Annotated in this window: 25 protein-coding genes; all 25 read right to left on the bottom strand. The window is 66.7% G+C overall.

The features are described from left to right. Positions 1–99: 99 nt before the first annotated feature. The 25 genes from rplO to rpsL all read right to left on the bottom strand — a co-directional run bounded on the left by rplO (position 100) and on the right by rpsL (position 14,753). Positions 100–597 carry a 50S ribosomal protein L15 gene (gene rplO, locus D1350_RS02880; protein WP_125773611.1) on the bottom strand — a complete coding sequence of 166 codons (498 nt, stop codon included), beginning with the start codon at positions 595–597 and terminating at the stop codon, positions 100–102. 2 nt (positions 598–599) lie between these two features. After that, on the bottom strand, positions 600–782 hold the full coding sequence (gene rpmD, locus D1350_RS02875) for a 50S ribosomal protein L30 (protein ID WP_125773609.1): 183 nt from the start codon (positions 780–782) through the stop codon (positions 600–602). Beyond that, positions 782–1,438, bottom strand: a complete 657-nt coding sequence (gene rpsE, locus D1350_RS02870; protein ID WP_125773607.1) for a 30S ribosomal protein S5 — start codon at positions 1,436–1,438, stop codon at positions 782–784. Before rpsE ends, rpmD begins: the two co-directional genes overlap by 1 nt. 34 nt (positions 1,439–1,472) lie before the next feature. Continuing rightward, complete coding sequence (gene rplR / locus D1350_RS02865; protein WP_125773605.1) at positions 1,473–1,844, bottom strand: 50S ribosomal protein L18; 372 nt, start codon at positions 1,842–1,844, stop codon at positions 1,473–1,475. Between the two features lie 2 nt (positions 1,845–1,846). Further along, on the bottom strand, positions 1,847–2,383 hold the full coding sequence (gene rplF, locus D1350_RS02860) for a 50S ribosomal protein L6 (RefSeq protein ID WP_125773603.1): 537 nt from the start codon (positions 2,381–2,383) through the stop codon (positions 1,847–1,849). Between the two features lie 20 nt (positions 2,384–2,403). Further along, positions 2,404–2,802 (bottom strand): 30S ribosomal protein S8, encoded by a 399-nt coding sequence (gene rpsH, locus D1350_RS02855; RefSeq protein WP_125773601.1) that lies wholly within the window; start codon positions 2,800–2,802, stop codon positions 2,404–2,406. Positions 2,803–2,895: 93 nt separating this feature from the next. Continuing rightward, on the bottom strand, positions 2,896–3,081 hold the full coding sequence (locus D1350_RS02850; protein ID WP_125773599.1) for a type Z 30S ribosomal protein S14: 186 nt from the start codon (positions 3,079–3,081) through the stop codon (positions 2,896–2,898). 1 nt (position 3,082) lies between these two features. Next, entirely contained in the window at positions 3,083–3,658 is a 576-nt protein-coding gene (gene rplE, locus D1350_RS02845; RefSeq protein WP_125773597.1) for a 50S ribosomal protein L5, read from the bottom strand. A gap of 1 nt (position 3,659) precedes the next feature. Then, positions 3,660–4,001 (bottom strand): 50S ribosomal protein L24, encoded by a 342-nt coding sequence (rplX, locus tag D1350_RS02840; RefSeq protein WP_125773595.1) that lies wholly within the window; start codon positions 3,999–4,001, stop codon positions 3,660–3,662. A gap of 1 nt (position 4,002) precedes the next feature. After that, positions 4,003–4,371, bottom strand: coding sequence for a 50S ribosomal protein L14 (gene rplN / locus D1350_RS02835; RefSeq protein ID WP_125773593.1), 369 nt, complete (start codon positions 4,369–4,371; stop codon positions 4,003–4,005). A 124-nt stretch (positions 4,372–4,495) separates the two neighbouring features. Further along, entirely contained in the window at positions 4,496–4,786 is a 291-nt protein-coding gene (rpsQ, locus tag D1350_RS02830; RefSeq protein ID WP_125773591.1) for a 30S ribosomal protein S17, read from the bottom strand. A 7-nt stretch (positions 4,787–4,793) separates the two neighbouring features. After that, a complete protein-coding gene (gene rpmC / locus D1350_RS02825; RefSeq protein WP_125773589.1) occupies positions 4,794–5,033 on the bottom strand; it encodes a 50S ribosomal protein L29 in 240 nt (79 codons plus the stop codon). Beyond that, positions 5,033–5,452 carry a 50S ribosomal protein L16 gene (gene rplP, locus D1350_RS02820; protein ID WP_125773587.1) on the bottom strand — a complete coding sequence of 140 codons (420 nt, stop codon included), beginning with the start codon at positions 5,450–5,452 and terminating at the stop codon, positions 5,033–5,035. The genes rpmC and rplP overlap by 1 nt, the downstream gene beginning before the upstream one ends. 2 nt (positions 5,453–5,454) lie before the next feature. After that, entirely contained in the window at positions 5,455–6,291 is an 837-nt protein-coding gene (rpsC, locus tag D1350_RS02815; RefSeq protein WP_125773585.1) for a 30S ribosomal protein S3, read from the bottom strand. Next, positions 6,291–6,659, bottom strand: a complete 369-nt coding sequence (gene rplV, locus D1350_RS02810; RefSeq protein ID WP_125773583.1) for a 50S ribosomal protein L22 — start codon at positions 6,657–6,659, stop codon at positions 6,291–6,293. Before rplV ends, rpsC begins: the two co-directional genes overlap by 1 nt. 71 nt (positions 6,660–6,730) lie before the next feature. Continuing rightward, the gene (rpsS, locus tag D1350_RS02805) at positions 6,731–7,012 is read right to left on the bottom strand and encodes a 30S ribosomal protein S19 (RefSeq protein WP_100348861.1); all 282 of its coding nucleotides are present in this window, start codon (positions 7,010–7,012) and stop codon (positions 6,731–6,733) included. A 14-nt stretch (positions 7,013–7,026) separates the two neighbouring features. After that, positions 7,027–7,863 carry a 50S ribosomal protein L2 gene (gene rplB / locus D1350_RS02800; protein ID WP_125773581.1) on the bottom strand — a complete coding sequence of 279 codons (837 nt, stop codon included), beginning with the start codon at positions 7,861–7,863 and terminating at the stop codon, positions 7,027–7,029. Between the two features lie 33 nt (positions 7,864–7,896). Further along, complete coding sequence (gene rplW, locus D1350_RS02795; RefSeq protein ID WP_125773579.1) at positions 7,897–8,199, bottom strand: 50S ribosomal protein L23; 303 nt, start codon at positions 8,197–8,199, stop codon at positions 7,897–7,899. Continuing rightward, the gene (gene rplD / locus D1350_RS02790; RefSeq protein ID WP_125773577.1) at positions 8,196–8,894 is read right to left on the bottom strand and encodes a 50S ribosomal protein L4; all 699 of its coding nucleotides are present in this window, start codon (positions 8,892–8,894) and stop codon (positions 8,196–8,198) included. Before rplD ends, rplW begins: the two co-directional genes overlap by 4 nt. Positions 8,895–8,899: 5 nt before the next feature. Beyond that, complete coding sequence (rplC, locus tag D1350_RS02785; protein WP_125773575.1) at positions 8,900–9,553, bottom strand: 50S ribosomal protein L3; 654 nt, start codon at positions 9,551–9,553, stop codon at positions 8,900–8,902. Between the two features lie 14 nt (positions 9,554–9,567). Continuing rightward, positions 9,568–9,876 carry a 30S ribosomal protein S10 gene (rpsJ, locus tag D1350_RS02780; protein WP_019146773.1) on the bottom strand — a complete coding sequence of 103 codons (309 nt, stop codon included), beginning with the start codon at positions 9,874–9,876 and terminating at the stop codon, positions 9,568–9,570. A gap of 506 nt (positions 9,877–10,382) precedes the next feature. After that, complete coding sequence (gene tuf, locus D1350_RS02775) at positions 10,383–11,579, bottom strand: elongation factor Tu (RefSeq protein WP_125773573.1); 1,197 nt, start codon at positions 11,577–11,579, stop codon at positions 10,383–10,385. A 128-nt stretch (positions 11,580–11,707) separates the two neighbouring features. Further along, positions 11,708–13,810, bottom strand: a complete 2,103-nt coding sequence (fusA, locus tag D1350_RS02770) for an elongation factor G (RefSeq protein ID WP_125773571.1) — start codon at positions 13,808–13,810, stop codon at positions 11,708–11,710. Positions 13,811–13,906: 96 nt separating this feature from the next. After that, complete coding sequence (gene rpsG / locus D1350_RS02765) at positions 13,907–14,377, bottom strand: 30S ribosomal protein S7 (RefSeq protein ID WP_125773569.1); 471 nt, start codon at positions 14,375–14,377, stop codon at positions 13,907–13,909. 1 nt (position 14,378) lies between these two features. Next, on the bottom strand, positions 14,379–14,753 hold the full coding sequence (gene rpsL / locus D1350_RS02760; protein ID WP_125773567.1) for a 30S ribosomal protein S12: 375 nt from the start codon (positions 14,751–14,753) through the stop codon (positions 14,379–14,381). Between the last annotated feature and the right edge of the window lie 390 nt (positions 14,754–15,143).

Genomic DNA, 15,143 nt, shown 5'->3' with positions numbered 1-15,143 from the left:
CGGACCGTGACGGATTCTACGTGCCTCGCGGCAGTCTCTTGACCAACCACAAGCACACAGGGCCGACAGCGCAGCTGCGCTGTCGGCCCTGTGTCGTTCTCAGTCCTCCGAGATGGAGCCGCCGGCTGCCAGGATCTTGTCCTTGGCAGACCCGGAGACCGCGTCGACCGCGATCTCCAGCTTGACGGCGATCTCGCCCGTGCCGAGCACCTTCACCGGCTGACCCTTGCGGACCGCGCCCTTGGCGACGAGGTCGTCGATGGTGACAGAGCCACCCTCGGGGTACAGCTCGGCGAGCTTGTCCAGGTTCACGACCTGGTACTCGACGCGGAACGGGTTCTTGAACCCGCGGAGCTTCGGAAGGCGCATGTGCAGAGGCATCTGCCCACCCTCGAAGCGCGCAGGAACCTGGTACCGAGCCTTCTGGCCCTTGGTACCACGGCCTGCCGTCTTACCCCTCTTGCCGCCCTCGCCACGACCCACACGGATCTTGGCGGTCTTGGCGCCCGGGGCCGGACGCAGGTGGTGCATCTTCAGCGGCTGGACCTTCTCGGTCACAGTCGCCTCCGTCGCCTCGGTCTTCTCAACCTTGGCCATGGTCACTCGACCTCCTCGACGGTGACGAGGTGCGCCACCGTGTTGACCATGCCGCGGATCTCCGGGCGGTCCTCCTTCACGGCGGTGTCACCGATCCGCTTGAGGCCCAGCGTCCGCAGCGTGTCGCGCTGGTTCTGCTTGCCGCCGATGGCGGACTTGGTCTGGGTCACCTTGAGACGAGCCATCACGCACCCGCCTTCGCAGCAGCCTCGGCACGACCAGCAGCCTGCGCCCGGAGCAGCGCGGCCGGAGCCACGTGCTCGAGCGGCAGACCACGACGCGCGGCAACGGCCTCGGGCTGCTCGAGCCCGCGCAGAGCCGCCACGGTGGCGTGCACGATGTTGATCGCGTTCGACGAGCCGAGCGACTTGCTCAGCACGTCGTGAATGCCGGCGCACTCCAGGACGGCGCGCACCGGACCACCGGCGATCACACCGGTACCCGGGGATGCCGGACGCAGGAACACGACGCCGGCAGCGGCCTCACCCTGGATGGGGTGGGGGATGGTGCCCTGGATACGAGGGACGCGGAAGAAGCTCTTCTTCGCCTCCTCGACACCCTTGGCGATCGCCGCGGGCACCTCCTTGGCCTTGCCGTAGCCCACGCCGACGGTGCCGTCGCCATCGCCCACCACGACCAGCGCGGTGAAGCTGAAGCGGCGACCACCCTTGACGACCTTGGAGACGCGGTTGATCGTCACCACGCGCTCGACGAAGGCGCTCTTCTCCGGCTCGCGCCGGTCACCGCGACGATCGTCGCGGCGACCGCGACGCTCCCCGCGCTCGCTGGTGTTCTCGTTGGCGGCACCCTGGGGGGCGCCGGTGCGCTGCCCTGCAGCCATCAGAGAGTCCTCTTCTTTCGTGCGGTGTAGGTCGTCACAGGGCCAGACCGCCTTCGCGGGCCCCGTCGGCGACTGCTGCCACCCGACCGTGGTACTTGTTGCCGCCGCGGTCGAACACGACGGTCTCGACACCCACGGCCTTGGCACGAGCGGCGACAAGCTCGCCGATCTTGCGGGCCTTGGCCGTCTTGTCTCCGTCGAACGCGCGCAGGTCGGCCTCGAGGGTCGACGCCGAGGCCACAGTCTTGCCGACCGTGTCGTCCACGACCTGCGCCACCATGTGGCGCGAGGAACGGGTGACGACAAGGCGCGGACGGACCGGGGTGCCGGTGATCTTCTTGCGCAGGCGAAGGTGGCGGCGCTGACGCGCGATCCCCTTGCCCTTGCCCAGAATCTTGAGAGCCATCGTCACTTACCAGCCTTTCCGACCTTGCGGCGGACGACCTCGCCGGCGTACCGCACACCCTTGCCCTTGTACGGCTCGGGCTTGCGGATCTTGCGGATGTTCGCTGCGACCTCGCCGACCTGCTGCTTGTCGATACCAGCGACCGAGAACTTCGTGGGGCTCTCGACGGCGAACGTGATGCCGGCAGGCGGCGTCACGACGACGGGGTGGCTGAAGCCGAGGGCGAACTCGAGGTCCGAGCCCTTCGCGGCGACGCGGTAACCGGTGCCGACGATCTCGAGCTTCTTGGTGTAGCCCTCGGTCACACCGGTGACGATGTTGGCGAGGAGCGTACGGGTCAGGCCGTGCAGGGCACGGGAGCTGCGCTCGTCGTCGGGACGGGTCACCACGAGGGTGCCGTCCTCCTGCGAGACGCTGATGGGAGCGGGCACGTTGTGCTCAAGGGACCCCTTGGGGCCCTTGACCGTCACGAGTGCACCGCTGATGGTGATGTCCACGCCGGTAGGGACCGGAACGGGGATCTTGCCGATTCGAGACATGGCGTTATCTCCTTTCCGGGTTACCAGACGTAGGCGAGGACTTCGCCGCCCACGCCCTTGGTGTGAGCCTGCTTGTCGGTCAGGAGACCGGAGGACGTGGACAGGATCGCCACGCCCAGGCCGCCGAGGACCTTGGGCAGGTTGGTGGACTTGGCGTAGACGCGCAGGCCGGGCTTCGAGACGCGGCGGACGCCCGCCAGGGCGCGCTCACGGCTCGGGCCATACTTCAGCGTGATCGTGAGGCTCTTGCCCACGGGGGCGTCCTCGACGTTCCAGCCGGCGATGTAGCCCTCGGCCTGCAGGATCTCGGCAATGTGCGACTTCAGCTTCGACGACGGCATGCTTACCGTGTCGTGGTGCGCCGAGTTCGCGTTACGCAGACGGGTCAGCATGTCTGCGATCGGGTCGGTCATAGTCATCGGGCTCTTGCCCTTCCTCGCCGGGGTATCCAGGTGGACAGGGGAGTCGTCATGCGGCTCGCTCTCCGTCCGTCCGGACCTACGACGTAGTTGTTACCAGCTGCTCTTGGTGACGCCGGGAAGCTCGCCACGGTGGGCCATCTCCCGCACGCAGATTCGGCACAGGCCGAACTTGCGGTACACGGAGTGCGGACGACCGCACCGCTGGCACCGGGTGTAAGCGCGGACCGCAAACTTGGGCTTGGCGGCCGCCTTGTTGACTAGGGCCTTCTTCGCCATGTCAGTTCTCCTCCTTGAAGGGGAAGCCGAGACGGCGAAGCAGGGAACGGCCCTCGTCGTCGGTCTTGGCCGTCGTCACGACCGTGATGTCCATACCGCGGACCCGGTCGATCTTGTCCTGGTCGATCTCGTGGAACATGGACTGCTCCGTGAGGCCGAACGTGTAGTTGCCGTTGCCGTCGAACTGCTTCGGCGACAGGCCGCGGAAGTCGCGGATACGCGGCAGCGCGACCGCCAGCAGACGGTCCAGGAACTCCCACATGCGGTCACCGCGGAGGGTGACGTGGGCGCCGATCGGCATGCCCTCGCGCAGCTTGAACTGCGCGATGGACTTGCGGGCCTTGGTGACCTGCGGCCTCTGACCGGTGATAGCGGTCAGGTCGCGGATCGCGCCCTCGATCAGCTTGGAGTCCTTGGCGGCGTCGCCCACACCCATGTTGACGACGATCTTCGAGAGACCGCCGACCTGGTGGATGTTCTGGTGGCCGAACTCCTCCATCAGCCCCGCGAGGATCTCCTCGCGGTACTTCTGCTTGAGGCGCGGCAGGGCCGGGGCCTCGATGATGGTCTCGGTCATGTCAGATGTCCTTCCCGGAGCGCTTGGCCACGCGCGTGCGCACAGTCTTCATGCGGCCGTCGCGCTCGACCTGCTCCGTGCGGATCCCGACCCGGGTGCCCTTCTTGGTCTCCGGGTCGACAACCATCACGTTGCTCACGTGGATCGGGGCCTCGACCGTCTCGATGCCACCGGTACGGGTACCGCGCTGCGACTGGCCCACCTTGGTGTGCTTCGTCACGCGCTGGACACCCTCGACGACCACGCGGTCGGCGTCCTTGAGCACCTCGAGCACGCGGCCCGTCTTGCCCTTGTCACGACCGGCGATGACGATCACCTGGTCGCCCTTCTTGATCTTCGCCATGTCAGAGCACCTCCGGAGCCAGCGAGATGATCTTCATGAACCGCTTGTCACGCAGCTCCCGGCCCACCGGGCCGAAGATGCGGGTGCCGCGCGGCTCGCCGTCGTTCTTGAGGATCACGGCGGCGTTCTCGTCGAACTTGATGTAGGAACCGTCCGGACGACGACGCTCCTTGACGGTGCGGACGATGACAGCCTTGACCACATCGCCCTTCTTCACGTTGCCGCCCGGGATCGCGTCCTTGACTGTTGCGACGATGGTGTCGCCGATACCGGCGTAGCGACGTCCGGAGCCACCGAGAACACGGATGCAGAGAATCTCCTTGGCACCCGTGTTGTCGGCGACGCGAACTCGCGACTCCTGCTGGATCATTGAGTGAACTCCTGTCGTCGAGCTGGTTCTCGCTTCGCGAGCCTTGCCGAACGGATAGCTGCAGTAGGTGGGCCGGGCCGGCGGGCCGGGTGCTCAGCACCCGGCCGCCGACCGGTCCGGGGTGTTACTTGGCCTTCTCGAGGATCTCCACCAGGCGCCACCGCTTGGTAGCGGACAGCGGGCGGGTCTCCATGATCATGACGAGGTCGCCGATACCGGCGGCGTTCTGCTCGTCATGCGCCTTCACCTTGTTGGTGCGACGCATGACCTTGCCGTAGAGCGGGTGCTTGACCCGGTCCTCGACCTCAACCACGACAGTCTTGTCCATCTTGTCGCTGACGACGTAGCCGCGACGCACCTTGCGGGTGCCTCGCTCGGCCACGACGGCGTCAGCCGTGCTCGTGTTGTCGCTCATCAGTGCCTCACTCACTCACGCTCGGTGCCGTACGGATACCGAGCTCGCGCTCACGCAGGATCGTGTAGATCCGGGCGATGTCGCGACGAACGGCCTTGAGTCGGCCGTGGCTCTCCAGCTGGCCGGTGGCCGACTGGAAGCGGAGGTTGAAAAGCTCCTCCTTGGCCTTCTTCAGCTCGGCGACGAGTCCCTCGTCGTCGAACGCGTCCAGATCGGCGGGCGCCAGACCCTTGCTACCGACAGTCATCAGCTGACACCACCCTCGCGCACCACGAAACGGCACTTCATCGGGAGCTTGTGGATCGCGCGGCGCATGGCCTCGCGAGCCAGGGGCTCCGGGACGCCGGCCAGCTCGAAGACGATCCGGCCCGGCTTGACGTTAGCGATCCACCACTCAGGCGAACCCTTACCGGAACCCATGCGGGTCTCGGCAGGCTTCTTCGTGAGCGGACGGTCCGGGTAGATGTTGATCCAGACCTTTCCGCCACGCTTGATGTGGCGAGTCATGGCGATACGAGCTGCCTCGATCTGCCGGTTGGTGACGTACGCCGGCTCAAGAGCCTGGATGGCGTACTCGCCGAACGCAATCTGGTTGCCACCCTTGGACGCGCCGTGGCGGTCCGGGTGGTGCTGCTTGCGGTGCTTGACCCTGCGCGGGATCAGCATGGTCAGGCCTCCGTTCCGGTCTCGGTGGCCGGAGCTGCAGGGGCCGCCGAAGGCGCGGCCTCGTCGGCCCGCTCGGCCGGACGCTCGGGACGACGCCCACCACCGCGACGGTCGCCACCACGCTCGCCACCGCGCTCACCACGGGGGCCTCCACGGCCCTGACGCGGTGCAGCAGCGGCCTGCTGCGCAGCGAACTCCTTCTCGGTGATGTCGCCCTTGTAGATCCAGACCTTCACGCCGATGCGGCCGAAGGTGGTACGGGCCTCGAAGAAGCCGTAGTCGATGTTCGCGCGAAGCGTGTGCAGAGGCACACGGCCCTCGCGGTAGAACTCCGAACGGCTCATCTCGGCGCCGCCGAGGCGGCCGGAGACCTGGACACGGATGCCCTTGGCGCCGGCGCGCTGCGCGGACTGAATGCCCTTACGCATCGCACGACGGAACGACACACGGCTCGCCAGCTGCTCGGCGATGCCCTGAGCGACCAGCTGCGCGTCGATCTCGGCGTTCTTGACCTCGAGGATGTTGAGCTGAACCTGCTTGCCCGTGAGCTTCTCGAGCTCGCCGCGGATGCGGTCTGCCTCGGCTCCACGACGGCCGATCACGATGCCCGGACGTGCCGTGTGGATATCCACGCGGACACGGTCGCGGGTGCGCTCGATCTCGACCTTGGAGATACCGGCCCTTTCGAGGCCGGTGCTCATGAGCTTGCGGATCTGGACGTCCTCACGGACGTAATCGCGGTACCGCTGACCAGGCTTGGTGCTATCGGCGAACCAACGCGACCGGTGGTCGGTGGTGATGCCGAGGCGGTACCCGTGCGGGTGTACCTTCTGCCCCACTATCGGGCCCCTTCCTTGTCTGCTCGCGGCGCCACGACCACGGTGATGTGGCTCGTGCGCTTGAGGATCCGGTTCGCGCGCCCTTGGGCACGCGGCCGGAACCGCTTGAGGGTCGGGCCCTCGTCGACGAACGCTGCGCTCACGACGAGGTCACCCTCGTCGAAGCGCTCGCTCGCGCGGTCGGCCTTCACCCGGGCGTTCGCGATTGCGCTCTCCACGACCTTGCGGACGGGCTCGCTCGCGGCCTGCGGTGCGAACTTCAGCACCGCGACGGCCTCGGCGGCCTGCTTGCCACGGATGAGGTCCACGACGCGCCGGGCCTTCTGGGGCGTGACACGGACAAACCGCGCCTGCGCCTTGGCTTCCATTGCAGTCCTGCCTTCTTGTCTCTTGACCGTCGGGGTCTCGCTCAGCTGTGCGGTGGGTGTCAGCCCTCCGCTCAGCGGCGACGACCCTTCTTGTCGTCCTTCACGTGGCCGCGGAAGGTCCGCGTGGGAGCGAACTCGCCGAGCTTGTGGCCAACCATCGACTCGGTGACGAACACCGGGACGTGCTTGCGGCCGTCGTGCACGGCGAAGGTGTGACCGAGGAAGTCGGGCGTGATGACCGACCGACGGGACCAGGTCTTGATGACGTTCTTGGTCCCCTTCTCGTTCTGGACGTCCACCTTCTTCTGAAGGTGTCCGTCGACGAAGGGGCCCTTCTTCAGGCTACGAGGCATGTTCCAGGCTCCTATCAGCGCTTCTTGCCGGTACGGCGGCGGCGGACGATCATCTTGTCGCTCGCCTTGTTCGGGCGGCGGGTACGGCCCTCGGCCTGACCCCACGGGCTCACGGGGTGGCGACCACCGGACGTCTTGCCCTCACCACCACCGTGCGGGTGGTCGATCGGGTTCATGGCGACACCACGCACGGTCGGGCGCTTGCCCTTCCAGCGCATGCGGCCGGCCTTGCCCCAGTTGATGTTCGACTGCTCGGCGTTGCCGACCTCGCCGACCGTGGCGCGGCAGCGCAGGTCGACGTTCCGGATCTCGCCGGACGGCATGCGCAGCTGCGCGTAAGCGCCGTCCTTCGCCACCAGCTGCACCGACACACCAGCCGAACGGGCGATCTTCGCGCCGCCACCGGGCCGGAGCTCGATGGCGTGGATGACCGTACCGGTCGGGATGTTACGGAGCGGCAGGTTGTTGCCGGGCTTGATGTCGGCACCGGCGCCAGCCTCCACCACATCACCCTGCGACAGCTTGTTCGGCGCGATGATGTAGCGCTTCTCGCCGTCCGCGTAGTGCAGGAGCGCGATGCGCGCCGTGCGGTTGGGGTCGTACTCGATGTGCGCGACCTTGGCCGGCACGCCGTCCTTGTCATGGCGACGGAAGTCGATGACTCGGTAGGCGCGCTTGTGACCGCCGCCCTTGTGGCGCGTCGTGATGCGACCGGTGTTGTTGCGGCCACCCGTCTTGCTCAGGGGGCGGACCAGCGACTTCTCCGGCTGCGAGCGCGTGATCTCGACGAAGTCGGCAACGCTGGAGCCGCGGCGGCCGGGCGTCGTCGGCTTGTACTTACGGATTCCCATGGAAACCTGTCCTCAATCTGCTTCTCGTCCGGCTCAGCCGACCGGTCCACCGAAGATGTCGATCGTTCCCTCACGGAGGGTGACGATCGCACGCTTGGTGTCCTTACGCTTGCCGAGGCCGAAACGCGTACGACGCGTCTTGCCCTTGCGGTTGATCGTGTTCACCGAGGCGACCTTGACACCGAAGACCTGCTCGATCGCGATCTTGATCTCGGTCTTGTTGGCGCGCGGGTCGACGATGAAGGTGTACTTGCCCTCGTCGAGCAGGCCGTAGCTCTTCTCGGAGACGACCGGGGCGAGCAGGATGTCGCGCGGGTCCTTCGTCACGGTGGTCACTTGGCGGACTCCTCAGCGGGCTCGGACTCGATCTCCGACGAGGAAGCGACGGCCTTCGCGCCCTTGGTGGGGCCCTCGAGGAACGCGTTGAGCGCGCCCTCGGTGAAGACGATGTCATCAGAGACGAGAACGTCGTAGGTGTTCAGCTGGTCGGCGACCAGGAGGTGCACCTCGGCGACGTTGCGCAGCGACTTGATCGTCACCTCGTCGGTCCGCTCCGTCACCACGAGGACGTGGGGGCGGGGCGACAGCGACTTCAGGGTGGTGATCGCGGTCTTCGTGGACGGCGCCCCGTCGACACCGAAACCGGCGACGACGTGCACGCGGCCCGCGCGGGCGCGGTCGGAGAGGGCACCGCGCAGGGCGGCGGCCTTCATCTTCTTGGGGGTCCGCTGGTCGTACGAGCGCGGCTGCGGGCCGTGGACGACGCCACCGCCTGCGAACTGCGGTGCGCGGGTCGAACCCTGACGGGCGCGGCCGGTGCCCTTCTGCTTGTACGGCTTGCGCCCACCACCGCGGACCTCACCACGAGTCTTCGTGGAGGCGGTCCCCTGGCGTGCCGCCGCGCGCTGCGCGACGACGACCTGGTGGATCAGCGGGATGTTCACGGTGACGTCGAACACCTCGGCGGGGAGCTCGGCGGTGCCGGTCTTCTTGCCCTGGGCATCCAGGACGTCGACGGTCAGAGCAGCCATCGGTGTCACGCTCCCTTCGAGGCGGTACGCACGAGGACGACGCCACCCTTGGGGCCGGGAACCGCGCCCTTGACGAGCAGCAGACCCTTCTCAGCGTCGACCGCGTGGACGGTCAGGTTCTGGGTGGTCTGACGGACGTTGCCCATCCGACCGGCCATCTTCATGCCCTTGAAGACTCGCGACGGCGTCGAAGCGCCACCGATCGAGCCGGGCTTGCGGTGGTTACGGTGCGAACCGTGCGATGCGCCCACGCCGTGGAAGCCGTGACGCTTCATGACACCCGCGGTGCCCTTGCCCTTGGTCGTGCCGATCACGTCGACCACGGAGCCGGCCTCGAAGGCCGCCGCGGTGATCTCCTGACCGAGCGCGAACTCGGAGGCGTTGGACGTGCGGATCTCGGCCACGTGACGGCGCGGCGTGACGCCGGCCTTCTCGAAGTGGCCCTTGAGGGGCTGCGTCACCTTGCGGGGGTCGATCTGGCCGTACGCGAGCTGCACAGCCGCGTAGCCGTCAGCGTCCTCCGTGCGGACCTGGGTCACGACGTTCGTGCCCACGGCAACCACGGTCACCGGCACCAGGTGCCCGGCCTCGTCCCAGAGCTGGGTCATGCCGAGCTTGGTCCCGAGCACAGCGGTCACGTTCATCTGCTGGTTGGTCATGATGTCCTCCAGCCTCAGAGCTTGATCTCGATGTTCACGTCCGCCGGCAGGTCGAGCCGCATGAGCGAGTCGACAGCCTTGGGCGTGGGATCGATGATGTCGATGAGCCGCTTGTGCGTACGCATCTCAAAGTGCTCGCGGCTGTCCTTGTACTTGTGAGGCGACCGAATCACGACGAAGACGTTCTTCTCCGTCGGCAGCGGCACCGGGCCCACGACCGTCGCACCAGCGCGAGTGACCGTGTCGACGATCTTGCGCGCCGAGCTGTCGATCACCTCGTGGTCGTAGGACTTGAGCCGGATGCGGATCTTCTGTCCCGCCATGGCGTCGTCTGACTCTCTCTCTCGAACCGCTACTGTCCGACCCCCGCGCTCGGGCGTGTCGCTCTGTGCGACGCACCCGGGGCGCACGCACCTACCCGGTGCGGGGCCGTTGGAAAGTGATCCGCCCCTGAACCGAAACAGTTCTGGGCCGACCACAACGTTTGCCGAGCCTGTTCGGAACAGTGGCAACCGGACACAAGGTCCGAAGGCGTGTGCTCCGCGGGGCGCTCTATGCATCGACAGCTGGCAACAAAACCCCGCGACTCCCCCACCGGGAGAGGTCCGCTCAGTCAGAACGACCCGTGGTCGTGACTGCGGTTCAGCACACTGTTCGAAACAAGAAAGAGCGCGCCCGTGACAGGCAACTGTGCAATCTTGCCATACGGTGCCGCAGAACTCCAAGCGGAACCGATGTGACCCCGGACGCAGGAGGGCCCGGGTGCCGTCAGGCACCCGGGCCCTCCCGTCGAGCCGACGTCAGTCAGCGGAGCTCGAGGCTCCCAAGATCACTTGAGGATCTTGGTGACCCGGCCCGAACCGACCGTGCGGCCACCCTCGCGGATGGCGAAGCCGAGGCCCTCCTCCATGGCGATCGGCTGGATCAGCTCGACCGTCATCTCGGTGTTGTCGCCGGGCATGACCATCTCGGTGCCCTCGGGCAGCGTGATGACGCCGGTGACGTCCGTGGTACGGAAGTAGAACTGCGGGCGGTAGTTCGAGTAGAACGGGTTGTGACGGCCACCCTCGTCCTTGCCCAGGATGTAGACCTGCGCCTCGAACTGCGTGTGCGGGGTGATCGAACCCGGCTTGACGATGACCTGGCCGCGCTCGACGTCCTCGCGCTTGATGCCGCGCAGGAGCAGACCGGTGTTGTCGCCGGCCTGGGCCTGGTCCATCTGCTTGTGGAACGTCTCGATACCCGTGACCGTGGTCTTCTGCGGGTTGCGGATACCGACGATCTCGACGTCCGAGTTCAGGTCGAGCGTGCCACGCTCCACCTTGCCGGTGACGACGGTGCCACGACCGGTGATCGTGAAGACGTCCTCGATCGGCATGAGGAACGGCTTGTCGAGCTCGCGCAGCGGCTCCGGGACGCTCTCGTCCACAGCCGTCATGAGCTCGAGGATCTTGCCGGTCCACTCGGGGTCACCCTCGAGGGCCTTGAGACCGGACACGCGCACGACCGGCGCGTCGTCACCGTCGAAGCCCTGCGCGGAGAGGAGCTCGCGCACCTCCATCTCGACGAGCTCGAGGATCTCCTCGTCGTCGACCATGTCGGACTTGTTGAGCGCGACGAGCAGGTAGGGCACGCCCACCTGACGGGCGAGCAGGACGTGCTCACGCGTCTGCGCCATCGGGCCGTCGGTCGCCGCGACCACGAGGATCGCGCCGTCCATCTGGGCCGCACCGGTGATCATGTTCTTGATGTAGTCGGCGTGACCGGGAGCGTCGACGTGCGCGTAGTGGCGCGCCGGCGTCTCGTACTCGATGTGCGCGATGTTGATCGTGATACCGCGCTGCTTCTCCTCCGGCGCGGCGTCGATCTCGTCGAAGTTGCGCTGCACGTTGGCCGGGAGCTCCGGGTACGTGTCCGCCAGCACCTTCGAGATGGCAGCCGTCAGCGTCGTCTTACCGTGGTCGACGTGACCGATGGTGCCGATGTTGACGTGCGGCTTGGTCCGCTCGAACTTGGCCTTAGCCACTGGGGTCCTCCTGGGACTTGGGTAGATGTTCCGAACGTTGCAGTTGTTCGGCCAAGAAGCCTACAGCTGCGGGGCGTTGCGGGTTTCCTACAGGTTGATGGTTGTGCGGGTCGTCGACCTGTGGGGACTCACTCGCCCCGGGTCTTCTTGATGATCTCTTCGGCAACGTTCCGAGGAACCTCGGCATAGCTGTCGAACTGCATCGAGTACACGGCGCGGCCCTGGGTCTTGGACCGGAGGTCGCCGATGTACCCGAACATCTCGCTCAACGGTACGTGGGCCCGGACCACCTTGACACCGGTGGCGTCCTCCATGGACTGGATCATCCCACGACGTGAGTTGAGGTCGCCGATCACGTCGCCCATGTACTCCTCGGGCGTACGGACCTCGACCGCCATGACCGGCTCGAGCAGAACCGGGTCCGCCCGCTTGATGCCTTCCTTGAAGACCATCGAGCCGGCAATCTTGAACGCCATCTCCGAGGAGTCGACGTCGTGGTAGGCACCGTCGAGCAGGATCGCCTTGACGCCCACCATCGGGAAGCCCGCCAGGACACCCTGCTGCATCGCAGACTGGATACCGGCGTCGACCGAGGGGATGTACTCGCGCGGGATGCGGCCACCGCTGACCGCGTTGTCGAACTCGTACAGCTCGCCCTCTGCGGTGTCGAGCGGCTCGAAGGTCACCTGGACCTTGGCGAACTGACCCGAACCACCGGTCTGCTTCTTGTGCGTGTAGTCGACCTTCTCCGCCGCACGGCGGATGGTCTCGCGGTAAGCCACCTGGGGCTTGCCGACGTTGGCCTCGACCTTGAACTCGCGACGCATGCGGTCGACGAGGATGTCGAGGTGGAGCTCACCCATACCGCCGATGACGGTCTGGCCGGTCTCCTCGTCGAGCTTGACCCGGAACGTCGGGTCCTCCTCGGCGAGCTTCTGGATCGCGATCGACAGCTTCTCCTGGTCGGCCTTGGTCTTCGGCTCGATCGCCACGTCGATGACGGGCTCCGGGAAGGTCATCGACTCGAGGATGACCGGGTTCGCCTGGTCGCAGAGGGTGTCACCGGTGGTGACGTCCTTGAGCCCGATGAACGCGTAGATGTGACCGGCCGACGCGCTGTCGACCGGGTTCTCCTTGTTCGCGTGCATCTGGAAGAGCTTGCCGATGCGCTCCTTCTTGCCCTTGGTCGAGTTGAGCACCTGGGCGCCCTGCTCGACCCTGCCGGAGTACACCCGGACGTAGGTCAGCTTGCCGAAGAACGGGTGCGTCGCCACCTTGAACGCGAGGGCCGCGAACGGCTCCGTCGCGTCGGGGTGACGCTCGATGATCTTCTCCGCGTCCCGGACGTCGACACCCTCGGTCGCGGGGACGTCGAGCGGCGTCGGGAGGTAGTCGATCACGGCGTCGAGCATGGGCTGCACGCCCTTGTTCTTGAACGCCGAGCCGCACAGCACGGGGTACGCCTGGCTCGAGATCGTCAGCTGGCGGATGCCGGCCTTCAGCTCCTCGATCGTGGGGTCCTCGCCGGCGAGGTACTTCTCCATGAGCTCGTCGGACGACTCAGCAACGGCCTCGATCAGGTCGACGCGGTACTGAGCAGCCTTCTCCACGAGGTCGGCCGGGATCTCCTCGACCGCGTACTCCTCGCCGAGCTTCGTCTCGCCGCGCCAGACCAGAGCCTTCTGCTCGATCAGGTCGATGACACCGATGAAGTCGTTCTCGGAGCCGATGGGCAGCTGGATGACCAGCGGCTTGGCCTTGAGGCGGTTGACGATCGTGTCGACCGTGAAGTAGAAGTCGGCACCGAGCTTGTCCATCTTGTTGACGAAGCAGATGCGCGGCACGTTGTACTTGTCGGCCTGGCGCCACACCGTCTCGGACTGGGGCTCGACGCCCTCCTTGCCGTCGAACACCGCGACAGCACCGTCGAGGACGCGCAGCGAGCGCTCGACCTCGACCGTGAAGTCGACGTGCCCGGGGGTGTCGATGATGTTGATCTGGTTGTTCTTCCAGAAGCAGGTCGTCGCGGCGGACGTGATCGTGATGCCGCGCTCCTGCTCCTGCTCCATCCAGTCCATCGTCGCGGCGCCCTCGTGGACCTCACCGATCTTGTAGGTGATGCCGGTGTAGAAGAGGATGCGCTCGGTGGTCGTGGTCTTGCCGGCATCGATATGAGCCATGATGCCGATGTTGCGGACCTTCTTCAGGTCGGTCAGCACGTCGAGTGCCACGGTGTCTTACCCCTTGGTCTGTGGGTTGTCGGCCTCGGCGGCCGGGAGGATCCACGCACGGCCCCGGGGGTTGCCCGGGGCCGTGCGGGAGCGCGACTACCAGCGGTAGTGCGCGAAGGCCTTGTTGGAGTCAGCCATCTTGTGCATGTCCTCGCGGCGCTTGACCGCGGCACCGAGGCCGTTCGAGGCGTCGAGGATCTCGTTCATCAGACGCTCGGTCATGGTCTTCTCGCGGCGAGCCCGCGAGTAGTCCGTGAGCCAGCGCAGCGCGAGCGTCGTCGAGCGCACGGGGCGAACCTCGACCGGCACCTGGTAGGTGGCGCCACCGACGCGGCGCGAACGCACCTCGAGGGCGGGGCGGACGTTCTCGAGCGCGCGCTTGAGCACGACGACGGGGTCGCCGTCCGTCTTCGCACGGACGCCCTCGAGGGCGCCGTAGACGATCGCCTCGGCTGTGGACTTCTTGCCGTCGAGCAGGACCTTGTTGATCAGCTGCGTGACGACCGGGGACCCGTACACCGGGTCGACGATGAGCGGCCGCTTTTTGGCCGGACCCTTACGAGGCATATCAGGACTTCTCCTTCTTGGCGCCGTAGCGGCTGCGAGCCTGCTTGCGGTTCTTGACACCCTGGGTGTCGAGCGCGCCGCGCACGATCTTGTAGCGAACGCCGGGAAGGTCCTTCACACGGCCGCCGCGCACGAGCACGATCGAGTGCTCCTGCAGGTTGTGGCCGACACCGGGGATGTACGCGGTGACCTCGACCTGGGACGAGAGCTTCACTCGGGCCACCTTGCGGAGGGCGGAGTTCGGCTTCTTGGGGGTGGTCGTGTACACACGGGTGCACACGCCGCGCCGCTGGGGGGAACCCTTGAGGGCCGGAGTCTTGGACTTCACGGCCTTCCGGGTCCGCCCCTTGCGGACGAGCTGCTGGATCGTAGGCACTACGTCTCCGTCGTCTTCTCGAGCTTCCGGGGGCCGGCCCGGCCGGACCCCGATGGTTTGTGGCTTGTGTGTGCCGACAGCACGCGGCACCCACAGCCCCACGCGGGGACCGCATTCGCCACTTACCACCGGCTCGATGGTCCGGGTGCCCAGCCGCGACGAAAAGACGTCGGCGGAAGGATTCACCGGAATGCCCGCGCACTCACATCGGCCGCTCCCGGAGCCGCTTCGCGGCGGCTCTCAGGGGTTGCGGCCCGACGGCGCGGGCACGGTTTCCTAGATTACCCGTGCGTACACGGGCGGTCAAAACAAGTGCTTGTGAGATGGCCGACGTCGGCCCCGCGAAACAGTCCGCCCGTCCGGTTTCGCACGACGAGTGTCGTGCGAAAC

The organism is Antribacter gilvus, assembly GCF_003946865.1.
In the GTDB taxonomy this organism is placed as follows: Bacteria; Actinomycetota; Actinomycetes; order Actinomycetales; family Cellulomonadaceae; genus Antribacter; species Antribacter gilvus.
The sequence above is the reverse complement of the archived record's forward strand: the minus strand, read 5'-3'. Positions and strand labels throughout refer to the sequence as shown.